This window comes from Verrucosispora sp. WMMD703, assembly GCF_049178935.1.
GTDB classification, from domain to species: domain Bacteria; phylum Actinomycetota; class Actinomycetes; order Mycobacteriales; family Micromonosporaceae; genus Micromonospora; species Micromonospora sediminimaris.
In genome coordinates this window covers 6,188,576-6,204,140 of record NZ_JBMHMM010000004.1, presented here as the reverse complement: position 1 = coordinate 6,204,140, position 15,565 = coordinate 6,188,576, and the positions used below count along the sequence as shown (strand labels likewise).

Below are 15,565 nucleotides of genomic sequence, written 5' to 3'. Positions count from 1 at the left end.
CCGGGATGCTCAGCCCCGTTGTTCGGCGTACGCGGCGAGCCAGGCGACCTGGGCCGGGTCCAGGGACGGGCGGACCCGGGACCGGGCCGCCGCCACGTGCTCGGCGGTGACCGTGGAGGCGGTGAGCGACTCGCGCATCGCGGCCAGCGCTGCCTCCCGGACCAGCGCCGCGCAGTCGGCGGCCGAGAACCCGTCCAACTCCGCGCCGAGGGCGGGAAGGTCGACGCCCTCGGCGAGGGGCACGTTGCGTGCTGCGGCGCGCAGGATCTCCGTCCGGGCCTCGGCGTCCGGTGGTGGCACGTAGACCAGCCGTTCCAGCCGCCCCGGGCGCAGCAGCGCGGGGTCGACCAGGTCGGGACGGTTCGTCGCGGCGACCACCACCACGTTGCGCAACGCCTCCACCCCGTCCAGCTCGGTCAGCAGCGCGGCCACCACCCGGTCGGCGGTGCCGCCGTCGGTGGCCTGGCCGCGTACCGGGGCGAGGGCGTCCACTTCGTCGAGGAAGACAAGCGTGGGGGCGGCCTCCCGGGCCCGACGGAACAGCTCCCGTACCGCGCGTTCGCTCTCGCCGACCCACTTGGACAGCAGCTCCGCGCCCTTGACCGACAGCACGTTCGCCCGGCCGGTCCCGGCCAGCGCGGTCACCAGGTAGGTCTTGCCGCAGCCCGGCGGGCCGTAGAGCAGCACCCCGCGCGGCGGTTGCACGCCGAGCCGGGCGAAGGTGTCCGGGTAGGTGAGCGGCCACAGCACCGACTCGGTGAGCGTCTGCTTGACCTCCACCAGGTCACCGACGTCGTCCAGGGTGACCCGGGCCAGTTCGAGGGTGGCGGCGGCCATGGTGGTCGGCCGCACCACCTCCAGAGCGGCGGTGAAGTCGGCCATCAGCACCGTGGGGGTCTGCGCCGACTTCTGCCGCAGCGCCGCGCGCACCCCGGCCTCGCGGACCAGCGCGGCCAGGTCGGCGGCGACGAAACCGGGGGTACGCGTGGCGACCTCGTCAAGCCGTACGTCGTCGGCGAGCGGCACCGGACGGGTCAGCACGGTCAGCTGCTCCCGGCGCAGCGCGGCGTCGGGCAGCGGCACGTCGATCCGCAACGAGAGCAGGTCCGGGGCGCGTAGCGCCGGGTCGACCGCTTCAGGTCGACTGCTGGTGCCGACCACCGCAGCTCCGGCCCGTACGAGTTGTGCCACGCACTGCCGGAACACGGTCGCCACCGGTCCGGGAGCCTCCGCCGGGGCCAGCGCCTCCACGTCGGTGACCAGCAGCACGGCCGGCCCGGCGGCCAGCGCCTCGGCCGTCACCGCCCGGAGCCGGGCTGCGGCCGAGTCGTTCGTCAACGCCGCGATCTCCGGCGCCCAGAGCGGATGCACCCGGGCGCCGACCTGGGCGGCCACCGCCCGCACCAGGGCCGCCTTGCCGGAGCCGGCCGGCCCGCTCACCAGCACCCCCAGCGCCACTGCGGTGCCCAACCGGCTGAGCACCTCCCGATGATGGAAACCGAGGTCGAGCAGCTCGGTCAGCTCCTCCGCCTGGGCGCGCAGGCCCGGCAGCTCGTCCACCGACGGCACGGCGCCGACGTTGGCGTCGGCGTCCGACTCGATGTCGGAACCACCAGCCGTCCCGGGCTCCGTCGAACGGCCGTCGACGCTACCGTCGCCAGTGGTGCCGCCCGTCGGCCAGCTGCCCTGCCCGACGCCCGTCGCCTGGCCGCGCGTTCCGTCGCCCGCCGCCCGGCTGGCCGCAGCGGTCGTCCGGGGGACGCCGGTGCCATTGTGGGTCGCGGGACCGTGTTCCCAGGCGACGAGGGTGTCCATGGTGACAAGCGCGCCCGGATCCGGTTCGGCGGCCAACACCCGCAGCAGGGTGCTGGTCCAGGCGTAGCCGACCCGGGTGGAGAGGCTGCGCCGGGCCGCCTCGACCAGGGCGCGGGTCGAGGCGTCCGGCAACACATCCTGCGGCAGCAGGGAAACGTCGTCCCCGGTGGTGACCACCTTGCCGAGCAGTGCCAGCCGCAGCATCTCGGGGGAGACCACCGCGACGACCTCGGCCGGCCCGGCGAGCAGCACCCGGCGGGCCGGGGTGACCGGAGTCGGGCTCAGTCTCACCTGCCCGCCGTCGCGTACGCCGAGGTTGCCCAGCATCAGGTCGTCGGCGTGCAGCAGGGCCGCGCTGGCGGTGCCCTCGGCCGCCGCGACGAGGCCGGCGGTCACCCGCCGTCCCGCGAGCCGGACCGGATCACCTGGGCGCAGCGCGAGGGCGGTGAGCGCCTCCGGGTGCAGCCGGACGATGCCCCGCCGGGCGTCCAGTGCGGCCGGCCGCAGGCTCGCGATCAGGGTCAGCTCGGGTTCGCCCACCGCCCGACCCTAGCGTGCGTGTGGAAGCCCCTGGTCAGCCTGCGGGTTCCTCCCCGGTGAGCAGGGACGGGTCGCGGCGGATCAGCTCGGCCAGCCGGGCTGCCGGATCCTCGCTCAGCCCGTCCTGGGCGGCGGACCAGCCGGGCACCGTCTTGACCGACAGTGGCCAGGAAGGTGGCGGCGCGGCCGGCTGTCCGCTGACCGTGACCTCCTGATCGACCCAGGCCACCCGCAGGTCGTACGCCTGCCCGTCGTGCTCGACCCGAGCGGCGATGGACGCCCCCGGGTGCGCGGCGACGGCCGCGCGCAGCGCCTCGGCCACGTCCTCCACCGGGTGCCGTGGCGGGGCCTCGTGGGCCGGTTCGTGGACCCCGGCCCAGCCGGGTCCCGCGTTGCGGCTGTCGGTCCGACCCCAACCGGCGCCGGACCCGTGGCCCGGCTCCGGACCGGGCTGGTCGTCGGCCGCCACGGTCGGGTCCGTGGCCCGTCGACGCAGCGCCTCCTCACGCCGACGCATCCGGGCCAGAGTCTCGTCCAGTCCGCCTCTCATCCGCCTCACCCCTTCCCACGAGGGGCCTGCGAGCCGGTCGGCTCAGGCCCGTTTCTCCCGGGTGGCCCGGTCCAGCGCCCGGTCCAGGACGACCAGCAGGGCGTCCCGGACCGAAAGCCGGTCCCGTGCGTCGAACTGCACCAGGGGTACATGTTCGCCGATCGCCAGAGCCCACCGGATCGCACCCAGGTCGTGCGCCAACCGCCCGTCGAAGGCGTTGACCCCGACCACGAACGGCAGTCCTGACCGTTCGAAGAAGTCGATCGCCGGGTAGCAGTCGTCGAGCCGGGCGCTGTCGACCACCACCAGTGCGCCGAGCGCACCCCGGGCCAGGTCGTCCCACATGAAGCCGAAACGGGTCTGGCCCGGCGTACCGAACAGGTAGAGCTTCAGGCTTCGATCGATGGTGACACAACCGAAGTCCATCGCCACCGTGGTGGTGGTCTTTCCGGAGCGCTGACCAGGGTCGTCGACCCCGATCCCGGCGGTGGTCATCTCCGCCTCGGTGGTCAGCGGAGCGATCTCCGAGATCGAGCCCACGGTGGTGGTCTTGCCGACCCCGAAGCCGCCGGCCACCAGGATCTTCACCGGTATCGGCGGGGTCACCCGGTGCGTACCCGTGGTGGCGGGCGTCGCGGCCGGCGGCCGGTACGGCGCCGGTGCGGCGTGGGCCGGTGGCGGGGGCGCGGTGGCCCGGCCGATGGACGGTGGGGTAGGTGTCGGACCGCCGTAGCGGGCCGCGGCGCTGTTGGCGGCGAGCGCGCCCGGTGGCGCGGCGGGCCAGTCAGGAGATTGCACGGAGTCCATCAATCACTCGCAGGATGACGTCGGGGTCGAGGGCGTCGTCGGCGTCGGTCACGTGTACGTCCAGGTGGCCGGCGGCGCGCAGATCGCCCACCAGCACTCGGGTCACGCCGAAGTGCAACCGGGTCTTGGCGGAGATCTCGGCCACCGAGATCGGCTCACCGCAGAGCGCCACGATCGCCTGGAGTTCCGGGCTCAACCGGGTGGCCGTGACGTTCCACGCTTCGGTGGTCGGTCGGGCGGTCACCTGGGTCTCCAGGCCGATCGTGGGGTCGGCGCCGGCCACCCGGCCGGCGGTCAGCACGAAGGGGCGAGGTCCGGTCGGCCCGGCCTCCTCGGGCTCCGGTCCGATCGCCGCCGGTGCGCCCGCCGGGCCGGCGGAGCCGGCCGGGGAGGACTCGCGCAGGTAGGGCCGGATGCGGATCACCGGCTCCTGTTCGGCACCGGCGGCGTCGGGATTCATTGCTGTACGGAGTTCTTGAGCTCGGCGATCAGGCGCGGGGTGAGCGCACCGCCGGCCCGACCGGCGAAGAGGGTCATCTCGTAGGCGACGGTGCCCAGGTTCGCCGACCGGTCGGCGACCACGCCGAGCACCGAACCGCTGCTGATCGCACTGATCAGGAGATAACCCTCGGCCATGTCCACCACGACCCGGTTGAGACCGCCCAACGCGTACCAACTGGCGGCCCCGCCGGCCAGGCTGGTCATCCCGGAGACGACCGCGGCGAGCCGCTCCGCGTTGGACCTGTCCTTGATCGCGGACATGGCCATCAGCAGGCCGTCCGACGACACGGCGATCGCCTCCAGCACCCCCGCGGTCCCGGAGGTGAAGGAATCCAGCAGCCAGTTGAAGGTGCGGGCCTCGGGGCTGAGGTCGCCGGCGGGGTGGCTCTGGTGGTCGAGGTTCTCGTGCACGTGCGGGCTGGTCAACGTGGCGTTCCTTCGTCGTCGCTGCGGTCGTTACGGACATCGCGCAGAGCCCGGGCGACGCCCGTCTCGAACGCGTTGATGCGATCGCGGACCTCGGCCGGATCGCCCGGGTCCTGGGTGAGCGGTTGTTGCGGTAGCTGCGCGATCAAGTTGGCGCCGGGCACCCTGCGGGACAGCTGAGTCAGCCCCGGCGGAGCGGGCGGCTCGACCGGCTGCGGCAGCGCGTCGGCCTGGCTCAACTCGGCCCGGCGTACCCCCGACTCGAACGCCTCGACGGCGGCGCGAGCGGCGCTCGGGTCCACGCTGCTGGAGGCGGCCCGGCCCACCTTCGGTGCCGTCCTCGGCAGGCTGGCGCCGGGCACCCGCTGCCGGATGCCGGGCATCGGGGCCGGCGGGGTGGCCGACGCCGGTGCGACCTGCGGAACCGTCACGGTCGCCGCGTCGATTGCGGCCGATTGCTCGTCGGTCTTCCCGACGGGCTCCGGGCCGGTGCCGAACGCGTCCCAGGACTCGGACAGTTCCATGCTCTCGGTTGCCCGGGTCAGCAACGTGGGATTGAACCCGACCGGTTCCGGCACGGGGGTGGCCAGGTCCACTGACGCCTGGGTGTCCCGGGTCGGTGGCGCCGGTTCGAGCTGGTGCCGGGCCGGCAGGGCGGCCACCGGCGCGGCCCGGCCGACCGGTGGAACGGGGAGGCCGGCCGGCTCGGGCGTCCCGACGACCAGCGACGTACGGGGAATCTGGAGGGTCGCGGTGACGCCGCCGCCCGGGGTGGCGGAGAGACCGACCGCCCACCGGTGCCGGCGGGCCAACCGACCCACCACGAACAGCCCCAGCACCTCGGTCGGAGCAAGGTCCAGCCGCTCCCGTCGGGTGATGCGGGCGTTCTCGTCGGCCAACCGCGCCTCGGTCATGCCGATGCCGTGGTCCACCACGGTGAGCTGTACGCCGTTCTCGGTGAGTTCGCCGCTGACCAGCACCCTCGTCTGCGGCGGCGAGAAGACGGTGGCGTTCTCCATCAGTTCGGCGAGCGCCAGCACCAGGTCGCCGACGATCGCGGGTGCGGCGGCGGCCTCGGTCGGCACCTGGACGTCCACCCGGGTGTAGTCCTCGATCTCACCGAGGGCGAGGCGGACCACGTTGGCCAGCGGAACCGGCGCGACGTGCGCGACGTCACCCACCGCGCCGGAGAGCACCACCAGGTTGCCCGCGTTGCGCCGCAGCCGGCTGGAGATGTGGTCGAGCCGGTACAGGTTCTCCAGCCGCCCCGGATCGGTCTCCTGCTGCTCCAACCGGTCGATCAGGGCGATCTGCCGACCGACCAGGTTCTGGGTACGCCGGCCGACGTGGCCGAACATCTGGGCGACGTTGCGTCGGCTCGCCGCCTGCCGCTCCACCAGCCGCGCGGCCGTGTTCTGTACCCGTTCGAAGGCACGGGCCAGGTCGCCGACCTCGTCCCTGGCGCGGACATCGACGGGATCGAGGCGAACGGGTTGGGCGTTGTCGACCTCGTCGTCGGCCACCCGGACCAGCTCGGACTCGGCGACCCGGGCGACCCGGTCCGCGGAGCGGGTGAGCCGGGTCAGCGGCCCGGTCACCGTGCGGCCGATGGCCAGGGCGAGCAGCACCACGCCGACCAGGATCACCGCGACCAGCACGGTCACCCAGTACGCCCCGGAGAGCGCCGTCTGCCGTTGTGCGCGTACCTCGGCGGTCACGTCGGCGACCAGTTTCTTCTCGACGAACTGACCCAGCGTGATCAGCGAGGAAACGGTGGGGAAGAGAGCCTGGATGGGGATGTCCGCCACCGCGGCCACCGGGTCCAGGGCGCTCTGTTGGAGGAACTCCGGGCTGGTTCGGGCGTCGACAGCGGTCTGCTCGATGTTCACAAGCGCCTGCTGCTCCGGGGTGAGCAGGCCGAGCATCTTGCTGCTCTCCGACTGGAGGGTGGCCATGTTGGCCACGAAGGCGGTGGCGAACTGCGGGTTCGGCGAGGCGGCGACCAACACGATCAGGGCACCGCCGCTGCTGAGGCCCTCGCTCTTGCGCAGGATGCTGTCCAGGGCCAGCGTCTGGCGTCCGGCCGGGGTCCGGGTGTCCACGTCGTGCGGCAGCCGCAACGAGTCGATCAGGGCGATGTGGACCGGCCCGTACGCGCCGATGACCTGCGGCGGCGCGGCCTGTCCGGCCAGTACCGCCGTGCGTACCTCGGCGAGTTGCGCAACGCCGTCGAGTGCCGTGTCCACCTCGGCCGGAAGGTCACCGTCGAAATCGGCCCGCAGATCGACGATCCGGTCGTCCACCTCCGCGATCTCCTGCACCAGCGTGGTGCGCTCGACCTGCCCGAGCAGGAGCCCGACGGCGAGCATCCGTTCCCGCTGCAGGTGTTGAAGCAGGGTGCCGACCCGGCTGGCGAGCTGGACGGTCTGGTCGATGTCGGCGGCCCGCTGGGCCACACCGGCTCGTTCCCAGACCACCGGCAGGGTCAGCCCAAGCATGCCGAGCAGGGGAATGGTCACCAGCAGGCTGAGTTTGCCGCGGATGCGGAGCCTACCGAGCAGCATCGAAGGGCCTCCACCGATCCGGCTCGTGGACCTGTCCCACCGGCTGAAGCGCCGGTGGTGGTTCGACGGGACGTGACCCGACGGCACCCCACTGGACGCCGGACGGCGGAGTCGGCACGCCGCCGCCTGCCGACGCGGCGGAGGTGTCTCTCGGACGGGACATCCAGCCGCTCACCGCGAGACCGGCCAGCAGCAGTGCGGCGAGGCCGCCCGCGCCGAGAATCAGCAGGCGATCCTGGTCCAGCCCGTCGAGTCGCTCCACCAGCAGCCGGTCGATCTCGTCGAGAAGGACCGGGTGGAGTTGCTTCGCGGCCTGCTGCGCCTCGTTGCGGGCGGCGAGGAGCCGCGTCGTGTCGACCGTGCCGGCCCGATCGACCGGCTGGGAGTGCAGGGCCATCGTCTCGACCGCGCGCTGGTAGGCGTCGAAGGGGGTGAGCACGTTCGCACCCAGGTCGGCGCTTTCCGTGTTCTCCACCACCGCCCGTAGGTTGCTGGCCAGGTCGTTGGCGGGTTGCAGGGCGGCAGCCCGGAGGGTGGCCAGCTGGCTGAGCGACTGGATCCGTTCGGCCGTGGGCCGGCGGTTCATCAGGACGGCCAGGTCGGTGAGGCGGCCGGCGGCCACCATCGCCTCCGGCATCTCCTCCGCGACGCCGTCCTGCATGAAGTACGCGTCGACACCGGGGTCCCGGATCAGGCCGGAGGTCTCCCGGACCTTGCCGTGCAGGGCCAACAGCAGGTCGGTGACCTCGCCGTACACGGTGAAGGCGGTCTCCGGGTCGGCCAGTGAGCGTTCGGGGAGCGCCTCCAACTTCGCGCGGAGCCCGGCCCACCGCTCGCTGGTGCTCAACTCACCACCGATGCGCGCGTCGACCGCGGCGGCCCGCTCGACTGCCTGGTCGAGGGTGTCCCGGCGCAGCGACCGGCCGGTGACGGCGGCGCTCTGCGCGTCGACAAGCGCTTCGGTCACCGGACCGAGAGCGCGGAGGTACTCGACGCCGAGACGTTCCCGCGCGACGACGTCGCGGTCGTTGTCGACGAACTGGTGTGCCTGTACGACGAGGAACGCCACCGGCAGCAGCAGCGCGGTGGCGAGTAGCAGCGGCAACAGCCGGCCCGGTGTCCGGGGCCGGCGACGGACCCGCGGAGCGGGAACGGTCATGGTTGTCTCCTCCGGCATGGCGCAGGTTGTCCGACGGCGTCGACGAGCCGGTCCCGTGCGCCGGACCGGAAAACTAATCGAAGGCTGGTGCTATCGGTCGGCCGGCAACCGTCAGCTTTGCGTCACTTCGAGCGATGTGACTCACGGCGAACAATTCGCTCACGGTAAGTGCCGTTCATGTGGGAGATAGGCGTACTTGAGTATAGATTCGAGCGAAAGGCAGGAATTTCCGCGATGCGAAGTCATCCCAAAGGTTCGCCGACTGGACGCTGTGCGGATGACCTTCGCCGGATGACGATCGGGCTACCAGAACGGACGTACGGCGGATCTCAGCTAATACCCAGGTTTCGGGCCGTACCGTGTGCCCAATGAGATCGCCGTTCTCGGCCGCGCGGATCCGACGTGCCCTGCCCACCGGTCGCCGGGCCGTCGCCGCCACCGCGGCTGTCGTCCTGCTGGCGGCGGCCGTGGTCTGGGCGGTGTGGCCGGACCGGCCGGCCTTCCGCACGGAGTCCGCGATGCTCACCGTCCGGTCCGGACCGGACGGTGACGAGCCGGTCGACCTGGACACCACGCTGTACCTTCCGCTCGACGCCGCCGCCGGCCGCGAGGTGCCGGCGGTCCTGCTCGCCCACGGCTTCGGTGGCACCAAGGAGTCGGTCCGCACCGACGCCGAGGATCTGGCGGACCGGGGGTACGCCGTACTGACCTGGACCGCGCGCGGCTTCGGTCGCAGCGGCGGCCAGATCCACCTGGACAGTCCCGACCACGAGGTACGCGACGCGCAGCGGCTGCTGGACTGGCTCGCCGCGCGTCCGGAAATCCGCACCGACGCCACCGGCGACCCCCGGGTGGGTGTGGTCGGCGGCTCCTACGGCGGTGCCCTGGCACTGCTGCTCGCCGCCCAGGACCAGCGGGTCGACGCGATCGTTCCCATGATCACCTGGAACGACCTGTCCCGCGCCTTCCTGCCGGAGAGCACCGGCGGCGAGCCGACCGAGGGCGTGTTCAAGTCCGGCTGGGCCGGCATCTTCTTCGGCGGCGGCGGAAACGTCGGCTCCGGCCCGGCCGGGATCTCCGGCACCGGCGCCGAGACGCCGGAGGGCGCGCCCGGCGCCGGGCCGCCCAGCCCCGCCCCGGGCCAGGGACCCGGCACCGCACCCGGCGCACCGGCCGTCGGCGGTCTGCCCGATCCCTCCTGCGGACGGTTCGCCGCCGACGTCTGCGCCGCGTACCTGCGCATCGCCGCCACCGGCCGGGCCGACCAGGGCGCCGTCGACCTGCTGCGCCGGTCCAGCCCGGCCGGGGTGCTGGACCGGATCACCGCGCCCACCCTGCTGGTGCAGGGCGCCGCGGACACCCTCTTCCCGCTCGCCGAGGCCGACGCCAACGCCCGGGGCATCGCCGCGAACGGCACCCCGGTCCGGGTCGCCTGGTTCACCGGCGGCCACGACGGCGGCTCCGGACCGCAGACCGACTCCGACCGGGTGAAGTTCCTGACCGCGCAGTGGCTCGACCACTACGTGTCCGGCGACGGTGACTCGCCCGGCGACACCTTCACCTTCTCGCGGATCGCCGGCTTCGACGCCATGGACCGTGGTTTGGTCGCCACCGGTTACCGCACCGAGGACTATCCCGGTATCAGCGGCGACTCCCGGGTGGAGGTGGCCGTGGCCGGCCCGGCTCAGCCGGTGGCCAACCCGCCCGGCGGCAACCCGGCCGCGATCTCCTCGGTGCCGTTCGCCGGCTCGCTGAGCTCGCTGCTCGGCGGGGTGGCCGGCGACATACCCGGGCAGCACGCCCGGTTCGAGTCCGAGCCGTTGACCGAGGCGGTCGACATCGTCGGTGCGCCGACCGTGTCGCTGCGCGCCGCGTCGAGCAGCGGCGAGGCCGTCCTCTTCGCCAAGCTCTACGTGGTCGACCCGGAGGGGGCGGCAACCCTGCCCAGCGGCCTGATCGCGCCGATCCGGCTCACCGGCCTGCCGGCAAGCGTCGACGCCGCCGCGCCGGTCACCGTCACCCTGCCGGCGATCGTGCACCGGGTGGAGGCCGGGCACCGGCTCCGGCTGGTGGTGGCCACCTCGGACCAGGCGTACACGACCCCGATCGAGCCGGCAGTCCACACCGTCGCGGTCGGCGACACGCCGATCAGCCTGCCGACTGTCGACAGCGACCCGATCCCCACCGAGGCGGCGCTCTGGCGCTGGATCCTGGTCGGGCTGCTCGCCGCGATCGTGGTCGGGCTCGTCGTGCTCGTGGCCGTGCTGCGCCGCCGGCACCGTCGCCAGGACACCTCCGTGCATCCGGAGTACGCGGACACCCCGCTGGCCGTGCGCCGGCTGCGCAAGGAGTACGCCGACGGCTTCGTCGCGGTCTCCGAGGTGGACTTCGAGGTGCACCCCGGTCAGGTGGTCGGCCTGCTCGGGCCCAACGGCGCCGGGAAGACCACCACGCTGCGGGTGCTGATGGGGCTGACCCAGCCGACCGCGGGGGAGATCTACGTCTTCGGGCACCGTCTGGTGCCCGGCTCGCCGGTGCTGTCGCGGATCGGTGCACTGGTGGAGGGGCCGGGGTTCCTGCCGCATCTGTCCGGCCTGGAGAACCTTGAGGCGTACTGGCGGGCGACTGGCCGGCCGAAGGCCGACGCCCACTTCGAGCAGGCACTGGAGATCGCTGGGCTGGGTTCCTCGGTACACCGGCGGGTGCGTAAGTACAGCCACGGCATGCGGCAGCGCCTCGCCATCGCCCAGGCCATGCTCGGTCTGCCGGAACTGCTGGTGCTCGACGAACCGACCGACGGGCTGGACCCACCGCAGATCGCCGAGATGCGCCGGGTACTCCAGCGGTACGCGACCGACGGTCGGGCGGTGCTGGTCTCCAGCCACCTGCTCGCCGAGGTGGAGCAGACCTGTACCCACGCCGTGGTGGTGAACAAGGGCCGCATCGTCGCCTCCGGACCGGTCGAGGAGATCGTCGGTGACTCGCCCAGCGTGCTGTTCGAGGTGAGCGACCCGACCGCGGCCCGGACCGTGCTCGACGGCCTCGGCGGCGTACGGGTGCTGGACGACGCCGACGGGCAGTTGGTGGTGGACACCAACGGCACCGCCCGCAGCGAAGTGGTCGCCGAGCTGGTCCGGGCCGGCATCGCGGTGGACCGGGTGGTGCCCCGGCGCCGCCTGGAGGACGCCTTCCTCGCCCTGGTGGGCGAGAACTCTCGGGGAAGCGGGGACCGGTGATGGCGGGATCGACTGTCGAGCCGACGCGGGACACGACAAGCGTCGCCGCCTCGGGAGCGGCGGCGGGTTACCGGCCCGCCCGGACGCTGCCGTTCGGTGCCGAGTTCCGCCGGCAGGCGTCGCGTCGGCGTACCCAGTTGGCGCTCGGCTTCATGGTGCTGCTGCCGCTGATCATCCTGATCGCGTTCCAGTTCGACACCAACGACGACGACAACGGCGGGGGCGAGTTCGGCAGCCTGATCGATCTCGCCACCTCTGGTGGGTTGAACTTCACCCTCTTCACCATCTTCGTGTCCGCCTCGTTCCTGCTTGTCGTCGTGGTCGCGCTGTTCTGCGGCGACACGGTGGCGAGCGAGGCGAGTTGGGGAAGCCTGCGCTACCTGTTGGCGATTCCGGTGCCCCGCGCCCGACTGCTCACGGTGAAGCTGCTTGTCGCGCTCGCGTACTCGGCGCTGGCACTGATCCTGCTCGCCGGTACGGCACTGGCCATCGGCACCCTGCGCTACGGCTGGTCGCCGCTGCGCAGCACGGTCGCCGCGCAGTTGGAGCCGGGCGAGGGGCTGCTGCGGTTGCTCGCGGTGCTCGGGTACCTGGCGATCGTCCTGCTGGTGGTCGCGGGCCTGGCCTTCCTGCTGTCGGTGACCACCGACGCGGCGCTGGGCGCGGTGGGTGGCGCGGTGCTGCTGTGGATTCTCTCCAGCATCCTGGACCAGATCACCGCGCTCGGCGCGATCCGGTCCTTTTTGCCGACCCACTACAGCACCGCGTGGTTGGGGCTGCTCTCCACGCCCGTACAGACCGACGACATCGTGCGGGGCACGGTCTCGGCGATCTGCTACGCGACCGTGTTCTGGGGTCTGGCGTTCTGGCGTTTCACCCGCAAGGACATCACCAGCTGAGCCCGCTGTCCGCGCCCGCTCCGCCCGTGTGCTCCGTCCGGTCAGAGTAGCGGGACCGGTGTGGTGGGCGGCGGGTTGGGCACCGCCCGCGTCGGCTCCGGCGTGCTCGGCTCGCGTTTCTGCCAGGCGCTGACCCCGAGCCGGTCGGTGTTGCCCAGGTCGATGTGGCCCTCTATGACGACCCGTTGCGCGGGCCGGCCGCGCAGCGGGGCGACGTCGAGGTGCTCGGCGTTGGTCGCCACCACTGTCGGGTTGTCGACCAGGTTGCGCCAGAGCAGGGCGGTGCCGGCCGCCTCGCCGGGGGCCAGGACCAGGGGGCGGGGTGGGTCGTCGAAGCCGGACGTGATCCCCTTCGCGCCGCGGATCACCCGAACCGGGATGACGTCGCCGTCCGCGTCGCGCAGGCGCGGCTCAGGGTAGCCGTGCAGCCGGTAGGGGCGGTCGCCGCAATTGACAAGTTCCAGGCCCATCGCCCGCAGCCCCATCGCGGCGCTGACGCCGCGGTAGGTGATCCGTACACCGGAGTCGGGGCAGCCGGACGTAGGGCCGTTGCTTCCCCCGGGATCGCCGTCCCGGGAGGGCGTGCCGCCGAGCTCGGCGGCGTCGGACGGTGCGCTGCCGGGCCCACGGGAAGCCGGGGTCGGGCCGGGCGGCGCACTCGCGAGGCCGCCGGCCGGGGCGCAGCCGGCGAGCAGGCCGAGCGTTGCGGTGATCGAGACCGACACGGCGACGAGCCGACGCCCACCGGGGGCCGGGCTGCGGACCGTTGTGGGTGGCATCGGAGCATCGTCGCACCCGGCCACGGCGGCTTGTGCTCCCGCCACCCACGTAAGCAGACCATAAGGTTTCCGTGGTAGGGGTGCCCCCGAAAGTTTCGGCCGCTAGACTGAGTGTGGGAGCGTTCCCAACAAGAGAGATTGCATCGACAACTATCTATAGATTCCGCATTCTGGTACCACCACCCCACTCGTAGGAGGTACCAATGCGTACTGACCGGTTCGGCGGGCCGGCTCTGTCCCTGTTCCGCATTGTCATCGGGCTGTTATTTCTCATTCACGGCATGTCGTCCGTCTTCGGCGTCTTCGGCGGCAACCGTGGCACCGGCGAGGCGGTGCCGCTCGGCCAGTGGCCGGGCTGGTACGCCGCGATGATCCAGTTGATCTGCGGTGCCCTCGTTCTCCTCGGCCTGTTCACCCGACCCGCGGCTCTGGTGGCGTCGGGCTCCATGGCCTACGCGTACTTCGTCGTCCATCAGCCCGAGGCGCTACTGCCGCTGCGCAACAACGGCGAACTGTCCGTCCTCTTCTGCTGGGCGTTCTTCCTGGTGGCGGTGCTCGGCCCGGGCACCTGGGCGGTGGACACGCTCTGGCGACGCGGGGCCGCCACGGTCGCCCTGGCCGAGGACGAACGGCGGTCCGTGCCAGCCTGACGGCGATGCTCAGCGGCGCCGGGGGGCACGAACGGCGCCGCTGAGGTTTCGCTCACAGGCTGAGATTGACAGGCGACGGCTGCGTCCGGATTGCCTAGACTCGGCGACACAACTGCATACCTCATCCAGAGGGGCTGAGGGATACGGCCCGACGACGCCCCGGCAACCACCTCGCGCGCTCACCGTTGAGCGTCCGGCGGGGCAGGTGCCAATTCCGTCCCCGCCGCAGGGTGCGATGCGGGGAAAGATGAGAGGACTTCGACATGACGTCGACGCTCGCCCCGTCCGGCATCGACACCGCCGCCAGCCCCGCCCGTGCCCTGGTCTGCCGGGCCTGTTCGGCCCGCTACCCGCTCGCCGCCCAGCACGCCTGTTACGAGTGTTTCGGCCCGCTGGAGGTCGACTACGACCCGGCCGCACTCGCCACCGTCACCCGCGAGCAGATCGAGGCCGGCCCGCGTAACCTCTGGCGCTACGCCGCCCTGCTGCCCGCCGGCCAGGACCCGGCCGCCCGGGTCACCCTGGACCCGGGTTTCACCCCGTTGGTGGCCGCCGACCAGCTCGCCGCCGAGTTGGGCATCACCGCTCCGCTCTGGGTCAAGGACGACAGCGCCAATCCCACCCACTCCTTCAAGGACCGGGTGGTGTCGGTGGCGCTGACCGCCGCTCGCGCGCTTGGCTTCTCCCGGTTCGCCTGCGCCTCCACCGGCAACCTGGCCAACTCGGTGGCCGCGCACGCCGCCCGGGTGGGTACGCCCTCCGTGGTCTTCATCCCCAGCGACCTGGAGCAGGGCAAGGTCGTCACGACCGCCGTCTACGGCGGTGACCTGGTCGCCATCGACGGGTCGTACGACGACGTGAACCGGCTCTGCGGCGAACTGGTCGAGACCGACGAGTTCGAGGACACCGCCTTCGTCAACGTCAACGTGCGGCCGTACTACGCGGAGGGGTCCAAGACGCTCGGCTACGAGGTGGCCGAGCAACTCGGTTGGCGGATCCCCGCCCAGGTGGTCATCCCGATGGCCTCGGGTGAGCTGCTCACCAAGATTGACAAGGCGTTCAGCGAGCTGGTCGAGATCGGCCTGGTCGAGGCCCCGGCCGGTGGCTGGAAGGTCTTCGGGGCGCAGTCGGCCGGCTGCAACCCGATCGCCACCGCACTGCACGGCGGCACCGACGTCATCACCCCGGTCAAGCCGACCGGGATCGCCAAGTCGCTGAACATCGGCGACCCGGCCGCCGGGCTGTACGCCCTGGAGGCGGTGCGCCGCACCGGTGGCTGGATGGACTACGCCGACGACGACGAGATCCGATCGGCGGTACGCCTGTTGGCGCGTACCACCGGGGTCTTCGCGGAGACGGCCGGCGGGGTGACCGTGGCGGTGCTGCGCAAGCTTGTCGAGTCGGGCCGACTGGACCCGACCGCCGAGACGGTGGTGTTCAACACCGGCGAAGGGCTGAAGACCCTCGACGCGGTCGCCGGCGAGGTCGGCCCCACCCACCGGATCAAGCCTTCGTTGCGGGCCGCTCGCGACGCGGGCCTGCTGAGCTGACGACGAACGGATTAGTAAGCGGCATTTCGCAGGGAGTGAGCGAAACACGCCGCCAGGGACTTGACGACCGCAAACGGACGGCGCAAGAT

Annotated in this window: 11 protein-coding genes, 2 pseudogenes and 1 riboswitch; of the genes and pseudogenes, 4 read left to right on the top strand and 9 right to left on the bottom strand. The window is 72.3% G+C overall.

Annotated elements, in window-relative coordinates:
• Positions 1–9 precede the first annotated feature (9 nt).
• The 8 genes and pseudogenes from ACN26Z_RS28815 to ACN26Z_RS28780 all read right to left on the bottom strand — a co-directional run.
• Positions 10–1,569: pseudogene (locus ACN26Z_RS28815) on the bottom strand (AAA family ATPase); the annotation flags it as partial.
• 182 nt (positions 1,570–1,751) lie between these two features.
• Positions 1,752–2,355: pseudogene (locus ACN26Z_RS28810) on the bottom strand (ATPase); the annotation flags it as partial.
• Positions 2,356–2,389: 34 nt separating this feature from the next.
• Complete coding sequence (locus ACN26Z_RS28805; protein WP_421464269.1) at positions 2,390–2,905, bottom strand: hypothetical protein; 516 nt, start codon at positions 2,903–2,905, stop codon at positions 2,390–2,392.
• A 42-nt stretch (positions 2,906–2,947) separates the two neighbouring features.
• On the bottom strand, positions 2,948–3,712 hold the full coding sequence (locus ACN26Z_RS28800; protein WP_421464267.1) for a GTP-binding protein: 765 nt from the start codon (positions 3,710–3,712) through the stop codon (positions 2,948–2,950).
• On the bottom strand, positions 3,690–4,172 hold the full coding sequence (locus tag ACN26Z_RS28795; protein WP_396884920.1) for a DUF742 domain-containing protein: 483 nt from the start codon (positions 4,170–4,172) through the stop codon (positions 3,690–3,692). The genes ACN26Z_RS28800 and ACN26Z_RS28795 overlap by 23 nt, the downstream gene beginning before the upstream one ends.
• Entirely contained in the window at positions 4,169–4,639 is a 471-nt protein-coding gene (locus tag ACN26Z_RS28790) for a roadblock/LC7 domain-containing protein (RefSeq protein ID WP_093403345.1), read from the bottom strand. The genes ACN26Z_RS28795 and ACN26Z_RS28790 overlap by 4 nt, the downstream gene beginning before the upstream one ends.
• Positions 4,636–7,203 (bottom strand): nitrate- and nitrite sensing domain-containing protein, encoded by a 2,568-nt coding sequence (locus tag ACN26Z_RS28785; RefSeq protein ID WP_421464264.1) that lies wholly within the window; start codon positions 7,201–7,203, stop codon positions 4,636–4,638. The genes ACN26Z_RS28790 and ACN26Z_RS28785 overlap by 4 nt, the downstream gene beginning before the upstream one ends.
• Positions 7,190–8,362, bottom strand: a complete 1,173-nt coding sequence (locus tag ACN26Z_RS28780) for a hypothetical protein (protein ID WP_421464262.1) — start codon at positions 8,360–8,362, stop codon at positions 7,190–7,192. Before ACN26Z_RS28780 ends, ACN26Z_RS28785 begins: the two co-directional genes overlap by 14 nt.
• A gap of 368 nt (positions 8,363–8,730) precedes the next feature.
• On the opposite strand from ACN26Z_RS28780, the gene ACN26Z_RS28775 reads away from it, so the two are divergent.
• Together ACN26Z_RS28775 and ACN26Z_RS28770 are read left to right on the top strand one after the other, a co-directional pair.
• Positions 8,731–11,598: an alpha/beta fold hydrolase gene (locus ACN26Z_RS28775; RefSeq protein ID WP_421464260.1), complete on the top strand. Its 2,868-nt coding sequence runs from the start codon at positions 8,731–8,733 to the stop codon at positions 11,596–11,598.
• Positions 11,598–12,497, top strand: a complete 900-nt coding sequence (locus tag ACN26Z_RS28770) for an ABC transporter permease (RefSeq protein ID WP_282236675.1) — start codon at positions 11,598–11,600, stop codon at positions 12,495–12,497. The genes ACN26Z_RS28775 and ACN26Z_RS28770 overlap by 1 nt, the downstream gene beginning before the upstream one ends.
• A 41-nt stretch (positions 12,498–12,538) precedes the next feature.
• Here ACN26Z_RS28770 and ACN26Z_RS28765 read toward each other — a convergent pair whose 3' ends face one another.
• On the bottom strand, positions 12,539–13,276 hold the full coding sequence (locus ACN26Z_RS28765) for a DUF4232 domain-containing protein (RefSeq protein ID WP_421464257.1): 738 nt from the start codon (positions 13,274–13,276) through the stop codon (positions 12,539–12,541).
• Positions 13,277–13,479: 203 nt separating this feature from the next.
• Between ACN26Z_RS28765 and ACN26Z_RS28760 the strand changes: the two genes are divergently transcribed.
• Together ACN26Z_RS28760 and thrC are read left to right on the top strand one after the other, a co-directional pair.
• Entirely contained in the window at positions 13,480–13,926 is a 447-nt protein-coding gene (locus ACN26Z_RS28760; RefSeq protein WP_093403352.1) for a DoxX family protein, read from the top strand.
• Positions 13,927–14,044: 118 nt separating this feature from the next.
• A riboswitch (SAM riboswitch) is annotated at positions 14,045–14,180 on the top strand.
• Positions 14,181–14,189: 9 nt separating this feature from the next.
• Positions 14,190–15,476: a threonine synthase gene (thrC, locus tag ACN26Z_RS28755; RefSeq protein WP_282236677.1), complete on the top strand. Its 1,287-nt coding sequence runs from the start codon at positions 14,190–14,192 to the stop codon at positions 15,474–15,476.
• Positions 15,477–15,565: the final 89 nt, after the last annotated feature.